Consider the following 16,330-nt stretch of genomic DNA (forward strand, 5'->3'; position numbering starts at 1 on the left):
GACTTTGAATTGTTTTACTTTTTCTAATGTCTTGTTAGCTTTTTGGACTTTTGAATGAGTTGCAAGCGGTATGCCTTTATCTACATGTTTCGCCAGCGCACCTGCACCAACTAAACTCAAAGCCGCTTCCAGCCCACCTTGCTTCCGCTTCTCCTCTGACACTTCGTTGCCAAACATATCCCGTCCAGTAACAGCTTCTGAGAATCCGTTAGAAGCAACAAGGCCGTATGCGCCCATTTCTGACATTTTAAGAATATCTAGGGATTTTCCGGTTTTGTAGGCATCTAATGCGTGTTCGGCTGCGATAGCCGCTTTTCCGGTTTTGTAGATGGCTTTTCCGCCTTTGAAGGCGCGGCCTGCCCAGCCGACGACCGGGATGTATCCTGCGGCTGCCATGGCGCCGGCTGTGACGCGTTCGGCTGTGGAAAGTTTTTCTCCTGTGACAGGATCGTAGCCTTCGGTTGCTCTTATCGTATCATAATAGCCGGTGACTTCGCCTGTGAAGGTGCAGACGCCATCCCATGTTTTTTCGTACCATGGTTTATTCGCTTCTTCTTCCGCTTTTTCTTGAAGGCGTCTTGCTTCTGCTTGCTGTTCTTTCGCCTCAATATAAGAAGTCGCTTGTTTTTCCGCTTCTATCGTACCTTTATACACTTCGCTTGAGGTGAATGCTTTTTTGTTGTAGTGAATGGGAGAGGCGCTTTTTCCTTTGCTTGTTGCTTGCATTAAAGCGGTGTACTTAGCAAGCACGGCATTATCGAGCGACTGCAGATTTTGATATTCTGTGGTCAGTGACTCGTCCAGTTCATCAACCGCTGTAATCGTATCGCGCCGGATTTTTTGTGCGTCGTACATCTTGTCTGCGTAATCGTTAAGAGAATAAGAGGATAAATCCAAAATGCCGACAAGATCGGCGAGAATGTTATCAATCTCCAATTTGTGCGCGGAGACGATTTCAGACGCTTTCAAACTCCCGTTTGTCAGCTCATTTTCCAGATATGACGTTTCCACATAATGATCTTTCAATTCTTTTTCTTTGATATCCCCTGAAATCCCTTTTAAAAAAGCGATTTGGGCTGAGACAAGTTTCAGCCACGTGTCTACAATATCAGCCTGTCCTTGAAAAAAATCTTTGATGTTGTCTGCGCCTTTCCCTGTAAAATCTTGGCCTAGATTGGCTACAGCCTGAAACGCTTTTTTTAGGGTTTCTAACTGCTCTTCAAGCGTTTCATATTGCTTTTTTCTGCTCTTCGCTTCTTCGATTAAAGTCTTTGATTCAAATACTTTACTCATTGCACAGCCCTTTCTATGCTATTTTGCGCCAATTGCCTCGTCCTGCTCCTTCAGTGAATCAACATTGTCTTTCGTGTCTTCTATGTTTTTTTGGACAGCTTTTTTATAATCGCCCAGCATGGTTTTAATGCTTGCCTCGCGCTCATGGTACTTTTTTGTATATTCCAGGTTGTTCTTGCCATTGGATCCGGCGGCGCCGATTGATACACCAGCCAGCGCATCTTTGACAGAATCCAATGTTTTAATAACAGTATCGTATTTCAGCTTAATTTCTGACATAAAAAAAGATCACCACCATTTTAGTTGTCTAATTGTATTTCCGACTTCTTCCGCGAATTCTTCTCCCTTTTTAAGAAGATCTGCTGCACCATTTGCTATGAACAATTCCGTCGCATAAGTGGCTTTATTTAATTCTAGACTAATAATTTCACCACTAATCGAAGCCATATACTCGTTATACTTATCATTCACAATCTTGGAAGCTTCCGATTTCGCCTCTTCTCTGCCCTTGTCGAAATCATCCGCTTTTGTTCCCGTCCAGTGCTTGCCCAATTCCGGTTTCACAATGTCTTTGATTTCTGTAATGGCCTCTTCTTGCAGTGTGTCTATGTCCTTTTTTGCTTTTTTCAGCTTTTCGATCTTGTCTTCGATATCGGAAATTTTTCCGTTGAGCGAACTTTTGATATCCGCCAGCTTACTTTCATAACCCATCTGAATCACCTCTTAATACTCAAAAAGTCGTATGGAGGAGCTGATGAAGATAGACTTTTCCATACTTTATTTCCATATATTATATTTTAAAATAGCCAGAAGGCGGCATAAATAGGGTAAATGGCTTAATTTAGGCGTATAACACTCTCTATGTGTAGGTCTATGATCTTGTTTTTGTTCGTTATACAGCTAATGAAAGCGCTTTATGATATTGAAGCACCTAAAGTCATAGTTATAAAGGCACTTGAAAGAGACAGATATTGATGATCTATCTCTTGTTGTAAGAGTACATTCTGCTTTTGTTATTTTTCGTTTTAGACCTTAGCAGAAAAGAAAAAAACCGGCTCCCAGCCAGTTTTCTCTTTTCCAACTATTGAATTGCACCTGCTGGAACAACCGCCTTCCGTCCCACAGAATAATATTCCACCCCTGCAGCGGCTGCTTCATCCAATGTGTAGCAGTTTCTGCCGTCAAAGATGAGCGGCGTTTCCATCAAGTTCTGATAGGCCGCTAACGGGAATTGTTTAATGTCGGCCCAGTCGGTTAAAATCATGACGGCGTCAGAGCCTTTGACAGCTTCCTCGATTGTCTCTTTATATTCAACGGCTTCTGGCAGAACACGCTTTGCATGGTCCGCGGCAATCGGATCATAGGCTTTCATATGGGCGTCGAGCGCAGCGAGACGGTCTGCGATGACAATCGACGGCGCTTCCCTCAAATCATCTGTATTCGGTTTAAATGACAGTCCCAAAAGGGCAATCGTTTTTCCCGTCACCCCGCCGAGCCTGTTCAGCGCTTTATCTACCAGGATCGCCTGCTGATTGTTGTTGACTTTGATGACCGATTTCAGCAGCTCAAAATCATGCTCGACATTGCCGGCAATTTGCACGAGGGCGTTTGTGTCCTTCGGAAAACAAGAGCCGCCGTAACCTATGCCCGCTTTTAAAAACTGGCTCCCGATCCGCTTATCCTGTCCCATGCCGTACGCGACTGCTTCAATATCGGCGCCGACCTTTTCACATATATTTGAAATTTCATTTATAAAACTGATTTTAGTGGCCAGAAAAGCATTTGAGGCATATTTGATCATCTCGGCGCTTCTGATATCCGTTTGATAAATCGGAATTTGGAACGGGCGGAAAAGCTCCTCAAGCGTCTTGGCTGTTGTCTGATCCGCTGTTCCGATCACGATCCTATCGCCATGAAACGTGTCAGAGATCGCTGACCCTTCACGTAAAAATTCCGGATTGGACGCGACCGAAATGCTGACAGGCGCCGCAAGATGTTCAGTGATCAGCCCCTTAATCAAATCGTTTGTCCCGACGGGCACTGTGCTTTTCGTTACCACGATGGCATCCTGTTTGACATGCCGGGCGATGCGTTTGGCCGCATCTGTAATATGCTCCAGATTCGCGTGCCCGTCGCTTTTCTGCGGTGTACCGACCGCTATAAAAATAATGTCTGCCTGTGCCAAGCCTTTCTCATAGCTCATTTCAAAGTTCAGCCGTCCATCAGCTGTATTTTTCCTCATCAGCTCTTCAAGACCCGGTTCAAATATGGGGGAAATGCCCTTTCTCATTTCATCAATCTTGTGAGCGTCAATATCAATGCAGGTTACATGATATCCAATCTCAGAAAGAGAAACACCTGTCACAAGACCGACATAGCCTGTTCCGATGACTGTTATATTCATTGTTTCCCTCCAACAGTTAAATTGCTGCTTTGCAGCTTCCATAATATCGTATGAGAACATCCTATCATGAATGCGGATGATCTCCCGCATAGCCTGTCGGGTTCAGCCTGTACAGATTTCTGAAATGTGATTCAATCATACAATATACTATTATATCGCGCACAGAAAGGAAGTGGTGAAATGAGAACCGGCTGTTTAAAAGAGCCCAAATAATTTTCTTCTCTTGACCGGCCGCGGAGGCTGTCTGAAGATCGTCTGATTCTGCAGGAGAAGCTCAGCGTTTTCCGTCAGTATATAAGGAAATTCCCGACCGAATTCTTTCTCAAGAACATCAAGGGCTTCCCGGCAGCGAAAGTCTCTTGTTTTCAGATTATGAGCATCTGAGGCTACGAAATGAATCAAATTGGCTTCAGCCAGCCGGAGAGAAAATGCTTTCATCTGTTTTCCGAAAGTCCCCGCAAGACTTCCTGAAGTAATCTGAGATACCGCTCCTTTCTCCACAAGATGATACAGCAAGGATGGGTTTTCGCGAATTTCCCTGTTGCGTTCAGGATGGGCGATAACCGGAATATATCCTTTCAGCTGCAACTCATAAAAGAGCCGCTCCGCATAGCGGGGAACCTGATCAAACGGAAACTCAATCAGGATGTATTTTGTATCATTCAGCGAGAGCAGCTGCCGTTCAGCAAGGCCCCGCTCTAAATCGCCGTAGATTCTGATTTCCTGCCCCGGAAGCACGGTTAAAGGGATATTTTCTTTGATTAAACGTTTGTTTAACTGATCTGCCGCTTCTCTGACTGCCGCCGGCTCGTTTTCATACACACCGTTCTTATGATGCGGTGTCGCTACAATCGTCCGGATTCCCTGACGAACAGCGGCTCTTGCCATTTCTATGCTGTCAGCTGAAACGCTTGCCCCGTCATCCATTCCAGGAAGAATGTGACAGTGGATATCTATCATGTCTTAGCCCCCTTTTTCCGCAAAAATAAATAACGGGCAAGATGCACGTTATTTATTTTGTATGAAGTTATCCTTGTTTCCGTAGTATCCATATGCAGAATCCCTCGAAAACTTTTTGCCGTTCATAATCGCCCCAAGGAGCTTGCTATTGCACGATTCAAGTGCCTCTTTCGCTTTTGCGGCTTGTTCTTTTTCTGTTTTACCGCTTGAAATAACCAAAATAGAACCGTCTGCCACGCTCCCTAAAATCTGTGCATCCGCTACAGCGAGAATAGGCGGCGTATCAAAAATGACCATGTCATATGCCGCACACGCCTCGTCGGCAAGTTCTTTCATCCACTTTGAGGAGAGAAGCTCGGCCGGGTTTGGCGGGATCGGGCCGCTCGTCAGCACGTCAAGCTGTTTTTCATTAGATGTTTGTACAGCCTGTTCCAGTGAACTTTTCTTTAATAAAACAGATGTTAAACCTATTATATTTTCAAGATGAAAGGCTGTATGTACTGTTGGTCTTCGCAAATCAGCGTCAATCAGGAGCACTTTTTTTCCCTGCTGGGCAAATACGACAGCAAGATTAGCGGCCGTTGTTGATTTTCCTTCTCCGGGACAGGCCGATGTAATCATCACTGATTTCATTTGACGATCCACTGAAGCAAATTCTATATTCGTACGAATCGTCCTATATTGTTCAGAGTTCAAGGATTTCGGCTCTGTCATCGCAATGACATTCCTGCGCATCCAAGAGCCTCTGCTTTTTTTAAGCGCCAAAATGCCCACTCCCCGCTTTTTCAGATTGGATACCGTGTAAGCTTGCCGCTTTTTTCTGCTCATTTGCAATGGTGGAAACCGTCCCTAAAACAGGTATGTCCAGCAAGGATTCGAGCTGTTCTTCCGATTTGATCGTATTGTCCAAATACTCAAGCAGGAACGCCAGTCCGATGCTTCCCGCCAATCCCGCCGCGAACGCGATAGCAATGTTTAGGAGCGGCTTTGGCGATACAGGTGACGGATGTCCTGAAACCTCGGCTTTTGACAAAATGCTGACATTGTCAACATTCATAATGGTTGTGATTTTGTCTTGAAAGACAGATGCGATGGTATTGGCAATATGAGCCGCTGTTTCCGCATTTACATCCTTGACTGATATGTTGACCACTTGGGAGTCCTGCTCGCTGGATACGGTAATTTTGTCATTCAGCTCTTGAGAGGTCATCGACAGGCCCATCTCTTTAATGACTTCGTCTAAGATGGCAGGGCTCTTAATGATGACGTTATACGTATTGATTAACTGAAGATTGGTTTGGACATCATTAAATTGGACTTCTTTTCGGTCGTTTTTCGATTGATTGACCAGAATCTGAGTTGATTTTTCATAGATGGGTGTAAGTGCGAAGAAACTGATAAGTCCGCCGGCAGCAGTGGCAGCTGCGGTTACAATCATAATCAAAAGCATGCGTTTTCTTAACGTTGATAATATCTCTTTTAAACTAGTAGATTCTCCCATGATACCTCCAAATCTCTTATAGCATCCTTTTCCATATACGATTATACAACGTAGAAACCGCATTTCTCCAGATTTTCACGTGACATTATTCGACATTTTTTTACAAAACCTTATGTTGCGATCGTTTATGAAAGCGCTCTATTTTCTACCTTGACAAAGATGCCCTTTTTCTTCCATTCAGGCGTTCACGTCTTCTCGCATAAAAAAACCCCGCATCAGGCGTGCGGGATTCTTATGTTGCATATCCATTTTTAATATGAGAAATTAAATTTTCAAGCATTTCCTTCGTCGTCATCTCAGATGACCGTTCACCAATCTCATGTGCATGCATCAAAATTTTCAGAAATTCCTCTTGATTCAATTTCTTTTCACTCATCTTCTTGTTCCTTTCAGCTTCCATTAAGTTGAAAACACGATTATTATATGATGCTGATTCTCAATTTGCAATCTCTAATACATCATTCGACACATCCCATTTTTTATGTCCTTTTTTAGGAAAAACTTTTTCAGGCCGATGTGTTGCGATATAATAGAGAAATTGGATCTTTTTATTACGTGACTCGGTTAGGAGCGATAATCATGCTTCAGAATATGATTTCCAAAGACGATGTGCTGGCATCCGCTGAACAGTTGAAAGAACTGCTTCCTTACAATGAGGAACATGTTCAGCTGATTAAAAAAGCACTTATTTTATATCGGCAGGATTCAGTCTATCGTTTACAAGCAGTGAGTCCGACGGAAGTTACGGCTTACGTGCAGGATGTTGTGCCTGTGCGGGTCACATTGAACTTGTTTGCCATAGCCAAAAGCGGCTGTTCATGTCCGTCCAGAAGAATCTGCCGCCATATGCTGGCTGTTTTTTTATATGTATATGCAATGTTCGAGCGAGTGGGTACCTTTACAGAGCATTGGCTGGAGAGGGAAAAGCTCGAGGAAAGCAAAGAACTCGTCCGCCGGCAATTTCAGGAAAAAGTGCTTCCTAATGAAGAATCGCTTTCTAGCTGGCTTGCTTTTTTTGATTCAGAGTTCTCTCTCTGGCAGGCGCGCACGCCGGAAGGCAGCCAAAATATGCAGGGCCTCTATTACGGCTACCTGTCCGCTTTAAAAAAGCACACGCCAAACAAGCCGGAGCTAAAAAACCTGTACCAGATTCATTCCGCGATTGCGGTGTGGCTTCGCATGTTTACATTGATTGAAGCGGGCAAACTGAACCCCGATCAAGACTTTTATTCCCTCAATCCGTATGTTGAACAGCTGATGGATACGATCTACAGCTCTATTGATAAATTAAAAACATACGCGCTGTCATTCGCGCTTGATCCGTTTTTGGAGAGAACACCCGATGTTATCCGGCATTTGCTCTTGAAAGAAGATATTTTCCAATATGAACGCATCCGCATTTTCGGTGAAATTTGGAGCGCGTTGCTGTCGCGGCCAAAATGGGTGGCACGTGAACAGGACATTTTGAAAAAAGAGGCTGGACGGCGCTTTTCTCCTGAATTGCAATTCGGGCGCCTGCATTTGGAATTCCTGCAAAAGAATGATGATGTTATTTTTGCGGAAGCTGGTCAATTCCCGCCGGATGCGCTGCCATATACGTTTCAATGGCTGAGTGAAATCACTGCCAAAAAAGATTGGAAAAGGCTGAAAACATGGTATCAGCGAATTGAATCGATTGCGATGGGTTATACGAAACTCGATAAGCCGTTTAAAGAAATTCGCGACGTGATCGGCGAGCTGTTTCTTCTGCTGAATGCCTATGTGAAGCAAACCAATGACCAAGCGCTGTTTGAACGCTATGCTGCAGGCTGCCTGCCGTATACGTTCACAGAATACAGCCATCATTTATATGAGCAAAAACGATATGCCGAGTGGATCGAAATTCACAGCCTTGTCGGCTTTTCCATCTATGAAATGGATAAAATGATGCTGAAAGAAATTGCAGCGGGCGACCCGGAGGCGCTTATCCCGGCTTACCACAGAGAAGTGGCCTTTTTTATCGATCAGAAAAACCGCAGCTCGTACAAGGAAGCCGCCCGGCATTTAAAAAAACTGCGCACCCTGTACAGAAAAGCGAAGAAATTGAAGGTGTGGGAGCGGTATATTCAGCAGCTGAGCTCGCATTATAAGCGCCTGCGCGCGCTTCAAGAAGAACTGCAGAAAGGAAAGTTGATTGATGGCGAGTCTTAAAGAAATACTCATTCACGTCGAACAAATGGAAGATGGGTCATTTACGCTCTCAGCCTTTGATGAGAATGAGCAGCCCCTTCCCTACAGCCATATGAAGAGGCATTTGTTCCAATGGCATGAATCCTCATTTTACGGAACCTTTCTTGAGGATGTCAGCTTCATCGGGACAACCGCTGTTTTGCTTTCTCCATGGATGACTGTAGAGCTTCTCGGCAAAAACTCGTTCAACTCATTCAGCTCCGTGCAGCTTACAGAAGAAACGGAGCCGCTGATTGAGGCGGCATCAACCATCTATGAATTTATCGCAGACGGTGATTATCTGCCTGACTATGAAGCATGGACAAACGGTGTTTTTCGCTGGAAGGACCGCGATAATATGCTGGATGGCTTTACGGCGGATTGGTTTTCCGCCGCAGTGCAGGATTACGTCCAATACGACGATGACCTGCAGGAGAAATGGGAGCACATCAAGGAGAAATCGCCTGCGGTCACGTCATTCCGCGGACATTTTCTTGATGAAGAGGATTTTCTTGAAGGCATCGGCTGGATTGACGATCGATCTCCATTTACAGTCGGCCTGCGCTTAAATGAGCCGGATTTTGACGGAGACGATTGGAAAATCGAACTGTTTTTACGCGATAAAAAGAACGGCGCTGTTGAATTCTTTGACGGGCTGAAAAGCCTCAAAAAATCATGGCAGGCGCACAGCGATAAAATCGCGCGTGAGCAAGACCGCTTTCACAGAACGGTTCCGTGGCTGTCATTTGATTCCGGGACCACTCTGATTTCGGAGGAAGAAGCCTGGATCTTTCTGTCAGAAGCGAGTGAAACGCTTGTCGATATGGGCGTTGAAATCCTCCTGCCGTCCTGGTGGCAAATTGTCAGAGACAGCAACATGATGCTGAAGGCAAAGGTGTCATCCGCCCCACGCGGCGAGTCATTTGTCGGCATGAATGCGCTGCTTGATTTCAACTGGCGGTTTGCAACAAATGGAATTGAGCTGACTGAGGCCGAATTTAATGAGCTTGTCGCCAGCAACAGGCGCCTTGTTAATATCCGCGGGCAATGGGTCAAAATTGATCCGCAGTTTATCAAACAGATGAAACGCCTGATGGAAAAAGCGGAATCAGAAGGACTCCACATGTCTGATATTCTGTCGCGAGAACTAATGGATCAAGAGGAAGGCGGGCTTGAGGATTCAGATCTGATTGATACATCCGCTTTTGCCGGCATTCAATTCGATCTGTCCAAACAGCTCCGGTCACTGATTCGGAAGCTTACTGCCGCTGAAAACCTGCCGGATCACGAAGTCAGTCCTTCTTTCAAAGGCACGCTCCGCCCCTATCAGAAATACGGCATGAACTGGCTGCTGTTTCTGCGGGAAAGCGGTTTTGGCTCCTGTCTGGCTGACGACATGGGCCTTGGAAAAACGATTCAAATGATCGCCTATTTCCTTCACGTGAAGGAAAGCGGCCGGCAAAAAACGCCGAATTTGATTATCGCGCCGACATCCGTACTCGGCAACTGGCAGCGGGAGCTTCAAACCTTTGCTCCTGACCTGACTGTAGCGCTCCATTATGGGCCGCGCCGGCCAAAAGGTGATGATTTCGACGCGCATTACGAAAACGCAGATGTGGTACTCACTTCATACGGACTGTCTCATGCCGATTCGGAAGAGCTGTCTTCTGTGACATGGAACACAATCTGTCTTGATGAAGCGCAAAATATTAAAAACGCGCATACGAAGCAATCACGCGCAATCAGAAAGCTTAAAGGGCTTCACCATATCGCGCTGAGCGGAACGCCAATGGAAAACCGTTTGACCGAGCTGTGGTCCATTTTTGACTTCATGAATAAAGGCTACCTCGGCAGTCTGACGGGCTTCCATAAACGCTATGTGCTGCCGATCGAAAAAGACCGGGACGAAAAAAGAATCGGACAGCTTCAACAATTAATCCGGCCATTCCTTCTTAGGCGGACGAAACGGGATGAAGAGGTCGCGCTTAATCTTCCTGAAAAGCTGGAAGAAAAAGAATTTATCCCGCTGTCAGCCGAACAAGCGTCACTTTATGAGCAGCTTGTCAAAGACACATTTGACCATATGACATCACTGACCGGCATGCAGCGAAAAGCGCTGATCCTCAGCATGCTCGGACGGCTTAAACAAATATGCGATCATCCCGCGCTTTATTTAAAGGAAGATCAGACCGAATTGTTGGCCGGCAGATCAGTTAAGCTCGAAAAATTGCTGGAACTCATGACGGCGATCCGCGCCCAAAACGAAAGCTGCCTCATTTTCACGCAATACATTCAGATGGGGAACATGATGAAACGGCTGCTTGAAAAAACGTTCGGCGAACCCGTGCAATTTTTGAACGGGAGTCTCTCCAAGCAGGAGCGGGATACACTCGTTGAGAAATTCCAGAAGAAAGAATACCCGACACTGATTCTTTCATTAAAAGCTGGAGGCACCGGGCTCAATTTGACCGCCGCCAATCACGTCATCCATTATGACAGATGGTGGAACCCGGCGGTTGAAAACCAGGCCACTGACCGGGCATACCGCATTGGCCAAGAGCGCTTTGTCCACGTTCATAAAATGATTACGACGGGAACAATCGAAGAAAAAATTGATGTCATGCTTGAATCGAAACAAACCCTGAACGACCAAATTATCCAAAGTGAAAACTGGATTACCGAGCTTTCCACACAGGCACTCGAAGAATTGTTTACATTAAGCGCCTCAGCGCGATGATCACGACTATAAAAAAGCTGGCTCTTTGAAAGAGCCAGCTTTTTTCCGTTCGTAGCCGTCACGCCGGAATGTCCAGAGAATCCGTTACGCCGGTTATTAATAGGATGCACTTTTGATGCAGCATATAAACCTACAGTAAATGTTTAATCATATGTGCGACGCCGTGTTCGTCATTGGTCAAGGTTACAGCGTCGGCCATCGCTTTGATATCTTCCCGCGCATTGCCCATCGCTACACCTTTTCCCGCAGCCTCCAGCATCGATTTGTCATTTAAGCTGTCACCGACAGCCGCGGTTTCTTCGATCGGAATATTCAGCCGTTCCGCAAGCCGCGCCAGTGCCTGCCCCTTGGAAGCTTTGCAGGAAGAAAGCTCAAAGTTATGCTCAGCCGAACTGACAAGTGTTAAATCTTCAGCATGTTCATATCTTTTCCAGCCTGCCTCAAGCTTCTCTTTGAAGAAAGAAAAACCGAGAATATTATAAAAATCGATCTGCTGATCAGTTTCAAACAGCTCTTGAAACGAGCCAATGTAAGCGAAGCCCGATTGGCTGTATTGCACTTCGGCCGCCTGCATAAGGGCAGAAAGATCCGCTTCCGGATTTGCGCTTCTGTATCGGTCCAGTTCAACTTCAAGAAGCTCTCTGCCGTTTTGCGGCGTATAAATGGCTGAATCTGTGAATACCTCGTAATAATAGTTTTCCGACGCAAGCCATGAGAGAATGTCATACGCCCGTTGTTTCTCAATGGTTTCCTGATGATAAAGCCTGCCGTCAGGATCGTGAATGACGGCGCCGTTCGCGCTGATGACCCACGTTTTGATCCCGAGCGGCTCAAAAATCGACATGACGTCAAAATGAGCGCGCCCAGTTGACACCACCACTTCAATGCCGTCCCGCTGCGCCTGCCGCAGCGCGTTTTCATTTGCCAAGCTTACTTGATGCTTGCTGTTGAGTAAGGTTCCATCTAAGTCAATCGCAATTAATTTCACGTTTGTCAGCCCTTTCTTCATCCTGCTCTGTTACAAGAAGTTCCACCCCGTTACGGTCAAGCAAATCACAAAATGCCTGATTCGGCAGCCTGTCTGTGACCAAGAGATCGATTTCGCTCAGCTCCGCATACTGATAAAAACTGGTACTTCCCAGTTTCGAATGATCTGCAAGCGCGATCACCTGCTTTGCCTGCTGAATCATTTTTCGCTTCACCATGCCATCTTCTTCATGTGCAATTGTAATGCCATGCTCAGAAATGCCGACCACACCGATCAGCGCTTTATCGACGTGATAACTTGAGAGCTTTTCAATCACAGAGGCACCGTACAGAAAGCGGTGCTCCTTTTCCAGTTTGCCCCCCAACAGGTAGATTTCAATTCCTTCTTTATCGGACAGCACTTCGGCCAGATTAATCGAGTTGGTAATCACCGTGCAATCATCCGCATTCATATGTTCTGCACATGCCTGAACGGTTGTAGAGGCATCTAAAATCACCCGGTCACCATTATGAATGAGCGATGCGGCAAGCCTGCCAATCTCGCTTTTTTCCTCGGACACTGTATTCAGGCGGCCGGAATAACTTTGAATTTTCTGATGCACAGTCGGCAAAATGGCACCGCCCCTTGTGCGGATGATGGCATTCTGTTCCTCCAGCTTCACAAGATCCCGTCTGGCTGTATCTCTTGAGACTTGAAGAAGCGTACAGATCTGCTCCGTTGTAATTCGGTTATGCTGTTTTAAAAAATCCAAAATCGCTACTAATCTTTCTTCTTGGTACACGCCCTCATTCCTTTTCTGATCTATCATCTTTAAGTGATTATAAGTTTTCCGAGAAATACAATCAATGATTTTAAGTGATTTTAAGCAAAAATGCATCATAAGAACCAATTTATCCTAAATATCATAAAAAGAAAGACCAGCCTGGTCGACTGGTCAATTTTGAGGGGATGATGCGGAGATTCTAATAATCGTGAAAGGATAGAAAACGGGAGGATCAGGGGTTTGTCAATCGGCAGCTTTTTCACGGGGTTTAGGGTCCATAAAACGAACAGTGTCAGCCAACACTTCTGTTACATACACGTTAACGCCTTCTGCGTTTTCATAGCTCCTTGTCTGAATCCGTCCGCTAACGCCGACGAGAGAACCTTTTTGGCAATATAACGCTGTGTTTTCAGCGGTTTTTCTCCAAAGCGTGCAATTGACGTAATCGGCCTCGATTTCACCTGAAGCATTCTTGAAGCTGCGGTTTACCGCGAGCGTAACGTGTGCGACTGCCGCACCGGCGGAAGTGTAGCGAAGCTCAGGATCTTTTGTAAGACGTCCGACAAGCATAACCTGATTGAACATGCGATTCCTCCTCTCCTTGCGCTTATATGTATTGTAGATGATGCAATGAGAAAAGAAAAACGCTTAAAAATGACTTTCAGCCTCTGTTTTTATCTTTTGTTTTCATTTTTCCTTCAGCTAAAAACATCTTTTGTTTTTTCCCTTTAAAGAAATATGTACTTTTTAAAAACCGGAAAAATATTTGCTTTGTCAGCCAATTTTGCGTATTCATACACACATAGGAAGAGCCATCCCACGCAAACCACTGAAAGCTCAGTTTTTTTTCCGGCATTGACAGCTCGATTTTATATTGCTCCATGCCGTCTTGCGTTTCGTATAAAAAGCTTATCCTTCTTTTTTTGTTCAGATGGACCTCAAAAACTTCTTTACGGCTTAACATATATGTTACTTCCTTTTGAATTAAACAGTTTTCAGAAGGAGTGCCGTCAATATAAATTTCTTTTAAGCGAAATTGATTCATACACATCTCTCCGTAATCCATAGTCAGTTACAGTATAATGAAAAAATTGAAATTATTAAATGTTTCGCCAATACAAAGTTCTTTAGTCCCGGCATTGCACGTTTTTTCCTCTAAAACGTTTATGTTATAATGGAAGGCAAGAAATCTTTGGAAGTAATCGGGGTGAGAATAGAAATGAAAACCTTTAAACTAGTTGACCTGAATGTGGAACGAGTGGACAAGGAAGAGAAATCAATTGAACAGTTTCCCCTTATTGACGGACTGATTATAAATAAAGAAGACGGTGAAAATCACTGGCTGATTGAAGCGCTTGTAGCGAAAGAGCACCTGTCTTTTTTTGAACAGCTTCAAAACAGCCAAACTGAAGCCACAGTATTTGTAACGATCACGAAAAAAAGCAATCGCCCCGCCCAGCTGACAGCGGCAGTGAAAAATATTGTCAAACTGGAAGAAAGCATACAGGTTTTAATCTACGGACAAATGGTCACAAGAAAACAGCATGGCACTGAAACCCTTCTGGAATCCCTTGTAAAAGAGGGCTATACAGGAACAAAACTGATTGAGGCGTTTAAGCAAAAAATATAAATGAGAGGGACATGTCCCCTCTTCAGGTGCAGAGGTGAAAATATGAGTAAGCGAAAGATGCAAGCAATCTTTTTATCACTTATCGGTGCGGCTCTCCTCATGACATCAAGTCTACAGACACCTACAGAAGCAGAAGCTGCTGAGAAAAACACAAATTCGAAAAAGCTGAAGGTTGATGAATTCTTCACAGATTACGACGGCACTTTTATATTGCGGGATCTAAAAAACGAAAAAACCTTTGTCTACAACGATCAGCGCGCAAAACAAAGATTTGCGCCGCAGTCGACATTTAAAGTTCCTAATGCGCTTATCGGATTACAAACAGGCGCTGTTAAAGATGAATATGACATCAAATACTGGGACGGCGTCAAACGGGAACTCGACGTTTGGAACCAAGACCACACGCTTGGCTCCGCTATGAGATATTCAGTTGTTTGGTATTACCAAGCAATGGCCCGGGACATCGGAGAAAAGCGAATGAAAGAATGGGTTGAAAAAATAAGTTACGGCAACCAAGACATCAGCGGCGGAATTGACCAATTCTGGCTAAGCAGCACTCTCAAAATCTCTCCTTTAGAACAAACAGATTTTATGGAATCGTTATACAAAGAAAAACTCCCATTTGACAAAAACGTCATGAAGACGGTAAAACGGATGATGGTTCAGGAAGATGAAGATCACTATATTCTTTATGGAAAAACTGGCTCTGGCTCTGGCATCGGCTGGTATACAGGCTTTGTCAAAACCGAGCACGGGGCGTACAGTTTCGTGACGAACATTGACGGAACCGGAACAGAAGCAAAAAGCACCACTATGGACATTTTGAAGAAGTATGTTCTTCATTAAAAAACCGCCGTTTGAACGGCGGTTTTCTTTATTCCGGCGACCTTGTTTGCTGCTTCAGCAGATCTCTGATTTCTTTCAGCAGCTCCTCTTGAGCATCCGGCGCTTCCGCCGCTTCTTCTTCTTCTGCTTCTTTTTTGCGCCTTAATCCATTTAAAATCCGAATCACAATAAAAATGGAAAACGATATGATTAAGAAATTCACAATCGTTTGTATAAAGCTGCCGTACTTCACTACAGCATCGCCAAATGTAAACGAAAGGTTTGAAAAATCAAGCCCTCCCAGCAGCAAGCCCACCAAAGGCATGATGATATCATTTACTAGAGATGTGACGATCTTTCCGAATGCGCCTCCTATTACAACACCAATCGCGAGGTCAACGATGTTTCCGCGCATAGCAAAAGCCTTAAATTCATTCCACATACAATCACCTGCTTTCTCATGTTTTGAAAGAAAAAAGACAAATGTGCCGCTGCCCATCTGCCTTTTTTCATTTACTCTCCGAGAGCAAAAGTCAGTTCGACTTCGCAAACGACTTCGCCATCGACTGTAGCAACGCCTTTTCCGCGCCCGATTGTTCCGCGCGCACGAGTGATTTCCACTTCGAGATGAAGCTGATCACCAGGCTTGACTTGTTTTTTAAACCGGCAATTATCAATGCCTGCAAAGAATGCCAGTCTGCCGCGGTTTTCTTCTTTAATCAGCATCGCAACAGCTCCGACTTGAGCAAGCGCTTCTACGATTAACACGCCGGGCATGACCGGATACTGAGGAAAATGTCCGTTAAAGAACTCTTCATTTGCGGTTACATTTTTATAGCCTTTTGCCCGTTTGCCCTCTTCAACTTCCGTAATCCGGTCTACAAGCAAAAACGGATAACGGTGAGGAATAATTTCTTTAATTTGCTGAGTATCAAGCATTCTCTTGACATCTCCTTCATCTGCATTAGTATGTATAGCAATCATCAAAGATCCATTCTGTACATTTGAAAAGTATATTATG

General features: G+C 44.8%; 17 protein-coding genes and 1 pseudogene. 4 read left to right on the forward strand and 14 right to left on the reverse strand.

The window, feature by feature from the left end; translation table 11 throughout:
- Positions 1-105: 105 nt before the first annotated feature.
- From ABZM97_RS18785 to ABZM97_RS18820, 8 genes and pseudogenes are all read right to left on the reverse strand, one after another.
- Positions 106-1,293: pseudogene (locus ABZM97_RS18785) on the reverse strand (ribonuclease YeeF family protein); the annotation flags it as partial.
- Positions 1,294-1,311: 18 nt separating this feature from the next.
- Complete coding sequence (locus ABZM97_RS18790) at positions 1,312-1,572, reverse strand: YwqI/YxiC family protein (RefSeq protein ID WP_087992642.1); 261 nt, start codon at positions 1,570-1,572, stop codon at positions 1,312-1,314.
- 9 nt (positions 1,573-1,581) lie between these two features.
- Entirely contained in the window at positions 1,582-2,004 is a 423-nt protein-coding gene (locus ABZM97_RS18795; protein ID WP_087992643.1) for a DUF5082 family protein, read from the reverse strand.
- A gap of 370 nt (positions 2,005-2,374) precedes the next feature.
- A complete protein-coding gene (gene uglF / locus ABZM97_RS18800) occupies positions 2,375-3,697 on the reverse strand; it encodes a UDP-glucose 6-dehydrogenase UglF (RefSeq protein WP_202327930.1) in 1,323 nt (440 codons plus the stop codon).
- A 195-nt stretch (positions 3,698-3,892) separates the two neighbouring features.
- Positions 3,893-4,657 (reverse strand): tyrosine-protein phosphatase, encoded by a 765-nt coding sequence (locus tag ABZM97_RS18805; RefSeq protein WP_087992645.1) that lies wholly within the window; start codon positions 4,655-4,657, stop codon positions 3,893-3,895.
- 48 nt (positions 4,658-4,705) lie between these two features.
- Complete coding sequence (locus tag ABZM97_RS18810) at positions 4,706-5,422, reverse strand: CpsD/CapB family tyrosine-protein kinase (protein WP_087992646.1); 717 nt, start codon at positions 5,420-5,422, stop codon at positions 4,706-4,708.
- Positions 5,412-6,158: a YveK family protein gene (locus tag ABZM97_RS18815; protein ID WP_087992647.1), complete on the reverse strand. Its 747-nt coding sequence runs from the start codon at positions 6,156-6,158 to the stop codon at positions 5,412-5,414. The genes ABZM97_RS18810 and ABZM97_RS18815 overlap by 11 nt, the downstream gene beginning before the upstream one ends.
- Before the next feature lie 232 nt (positions 6,159-6,390).
- A complete protein-coding gene (locus ABZM97_RS18820) occupies positions 6,391-6,534 on the reverse strand; it encodes a hypothetical protein (RefSeq protein ID WP_003221769.1) in 144 nt (47 codons plus the stop codon).
- A gap of 203 nt (positions 6,535-6,737) precedes the next feature.
- On the opposite strand from ABZM97_RS18820, the gene ABZM97_RS18825 reads away from it, so the two are divergent.
- Positions 6,738-8,348: an SWIM zinc finger family protein gene (locus ABZM97_RS18825; RefSeq protein ID WP_087992648.1), complete on the forward strand. Its 1,611-nt coding sequence runs from the start codon at positions 6,738-6,740 to the stop codon at positions 8,346-8,348.
- Positions 8,335-11,103, forward strand: coding sequence for a DEAD/DEAH box helicase (locus tag ABZM97_RS18830; RefSeq protein WP_087992649.1), 2,769 nt, complete (start codon positions 8,335-8,337; stop codon positions 11,101-11,103). The genes ABZM97_RS18825 and ABZM97_RS18830 overlap by 14 nt, the downstream gene beginning before the upstream one ends.
- Before the next feature lie 130 nt (positions 11,104-11,233).
- On the opposite strand, the gene ABZM97_RS18835 is transcribed toward ABZM97_RS18830, so the two are convergent.
- From ABZM97_RS18835 to ywpG, 4 genes are all read right to left on the reverse strand, one after another.
- Positions 11,234-12,091 carry a Cof-type HAD-IIB family hydrolase gene (locus ABZM97_RS18835; protein WP_367387507.1) on the reverse strand — a complete coding sequence of 286 codons (858 nt, stop codon included), beginning with the start codon at positions 12,089-12,091 and terminating at the stop codon, positions 11,234-11,236.
- Positions 12,072-12,872 carry a transcriptional regulator GlcR gene (gene glcR / locus ABZM97_RS18840; protein WP_087992806.1) on the reverse strand — a complete coding sequence of 267 codons (801 nt, stop codon included), beginning with the start codon at positions 12,870-12,872 and terminating at the stop codon, positions 12,072-12,074. Before glcR ends, ABZM97_RS18835 begins: the two co-directional genes overlap by 20 nt.
- Before the next feature lie 225 nt (positions 12,873-13,097).
- Positions 13,098-13,439, reverse strand: coding sequence for a single-stranded DNA-binding protein SsbB (gene ssbB, locus ABZM97_RS18845; protein WP_014665657.1), 342 nt, complete (start codon positions 13,437-13,439; stop codon positions 13,098-13,100).
- A 76-nt stretch (positions 13,440-13,515) separates the two neighbouring features.
- Positions 13,516-13,899, reverse strand: coding sequence for a DynA interaction protein YwpG (gene ywpG / locus ABZM97_RS18850; protein ID WP_087992650.1), 384 nt, complete (start codon positions 13,897-13,899; stop codon positions 13,516-13,518).
- A 174-nt stretch (positions 13,900-14,073) separates the two neighbouring features.
- Here ywpG and ABZM97_RS18855 point away from each other — a divergent pair, with 174 nt between their 5' ends.
- Together ABZM97_RS18855 and blaOXA are read left to right on the forward strand one after the other, a co-directional pair.
- Entirely contained in the window at positions 14,074-14,484 is a 411-nt protein-coding gene (locus ABZM97_RS18855; RefSeq protein ID WP_087992807.1) for a YwpF-like family protein, read from the forward strand.
- Between the two features lie 42 nt (positions 14,485-14,526).
- Positions 14,527-15,330: a class D beta-lactamase gene (gene blaOXA, locus ABZM97_RS18860; RefSeq protein ID WP_087992651.1), complete on the forward strand. Its 804-nt coding sequence runs from the start codon at positions 14,527-14,529 to the stop codon at positions 15,328-15,330.
- A gap of 28 nt (positions 15,331-15,358) precedes the next feature.
- Here blaOXA and mscL read toward each other — a convergent pair whose 3' ends face one another.
- Positions 15,359-15,751, reverse strand: a complete 393-nt coding sequence (mscL, locus tag ABZM97_RS18865; protein ID WP_087992808.1) for a large conductance mechanosensitive channel protein MscL — start codon at positions 15,749-15,751, stop codon at positions 15,359-15,361.
- Between the two features lie 71 nt (positions 15,752-15,822).
- Positions 15,823-16,248, reverse strand: coding sequence for a 3-hydroxyacyl-ACP dehydratase FabZ (gene fabZ / locus ABZM97_RS18870; RefSeq protein ID WP_003235662.1), 426 nt, complete (start codon positions 16,246-16,248; stop codon positions 15,823-15,825).
- Positions 16,249-16,330: the final 82 nt, after the last annotated feature.

Source organism: Bacillus vallismortis (genome assembly GCF_040784915.1).
GTDB lineage: Bacteria > Bacillota > Bacilli > Bacillales > Bacillaceae > Bacillus > Bacillus subtilis_G.

Bases quoted from the DNA above. Each gene is read 5' to 3' on its own strand.
- ABZM97_RS18790 (WP_087992642.1), bottom strand. From the start codon at position 1,572: ATGTCAGAAATTAAGCTGAAATACGATACTGTTATTAAAACATTGGAT.
- ABZM97_RS18795 (WP_087992643.1), bottom strand. From the start codon at position 2,004: ATGGGTTATGAAAGTAAGCTGGCGGATATCAAAAGTTCGCTCAACGGA.
- uglF (WP_202327930.1), bottom strand. From the start codon at position 3,697: ATGAATATAACAGTCATCGGAACAGGCTATGTCGGTCTTGTGACAGGT.
- ABZM97_RS18805 (WP_087992645.1), bottom strand. From the start codon at position 4,657: ATGATAGATATCCACTGTCACATTCTTCCTGGAATGGATGACGGGGCA.
- ABZM97_RS18815 (WP_087992647.1), bottom strand. From the start codon at position 6,158: ATGGGAGAATCTACTAGTTTAAAAGAGATATTATCAACGTTAAGAAAA.
- ABZM97_RS18820 (WP_003221769.1), bottom strand. From the start codon at position 6,534: ATGAGTGAAAAGAAATTGAATCAAGAGGAATTTCTGAAAATTTTGATG.
- ABZM97_RS18825 (WP_087992648.1), top strand. From the start codon at position 6,738: ATGCTTCAGAATATGATTTCCAAAGACGATGTGCTGGCATCCGCTGAA.
- ABZM97_RS18830 (WP_087992649.1), top strand. From the start codon at position 8,335: ATGGCGAGTCTTAAAGAAATACTCATTCACGTCGAACAAATGGAAGAT.
- ssbB (WP_014665657.1), bottom strand. From the start codon at position 13,439: ATGTTCAATCAGGTTATGCTTGTCGGACGTCTTACAAAAGATCCTGAG.
- ywpG (WP_087992650.1), bottom strand. From the start codon at position 13,899: ATGAATCAATTTCGCTTAAAAGAAATTTATATTGACGGCACTCCTTCT.
- ABZM97_RS18855 (WP_087992807.1), top strand. From the start codon at position 14,074: ATGAAAACCTTTAAACTAGTTGACCTGAATGTGGAACGAGTGGACAAG.
- blaOXA (WP_087992651.1), top strand. From the start codon at position 14,527: ATGAGTAAGCGAAAGATGCAAGCAATCTTTTTATCACTTATCGGTGCG.
- mscL (WP_087992808.1), bottom strand. From the start codon at position 15,751: ATGTGGAATGAATTTAAGGCTTTTGCTATGCGCGGAAACATCGTTGAC.
- fabZ (WP_003235662.1), bottom strand. From the start codon at position 16,248: ATGCTTGATACTCAGCAAATTAAAGAAATTATTCCTCACCGTTATCCG.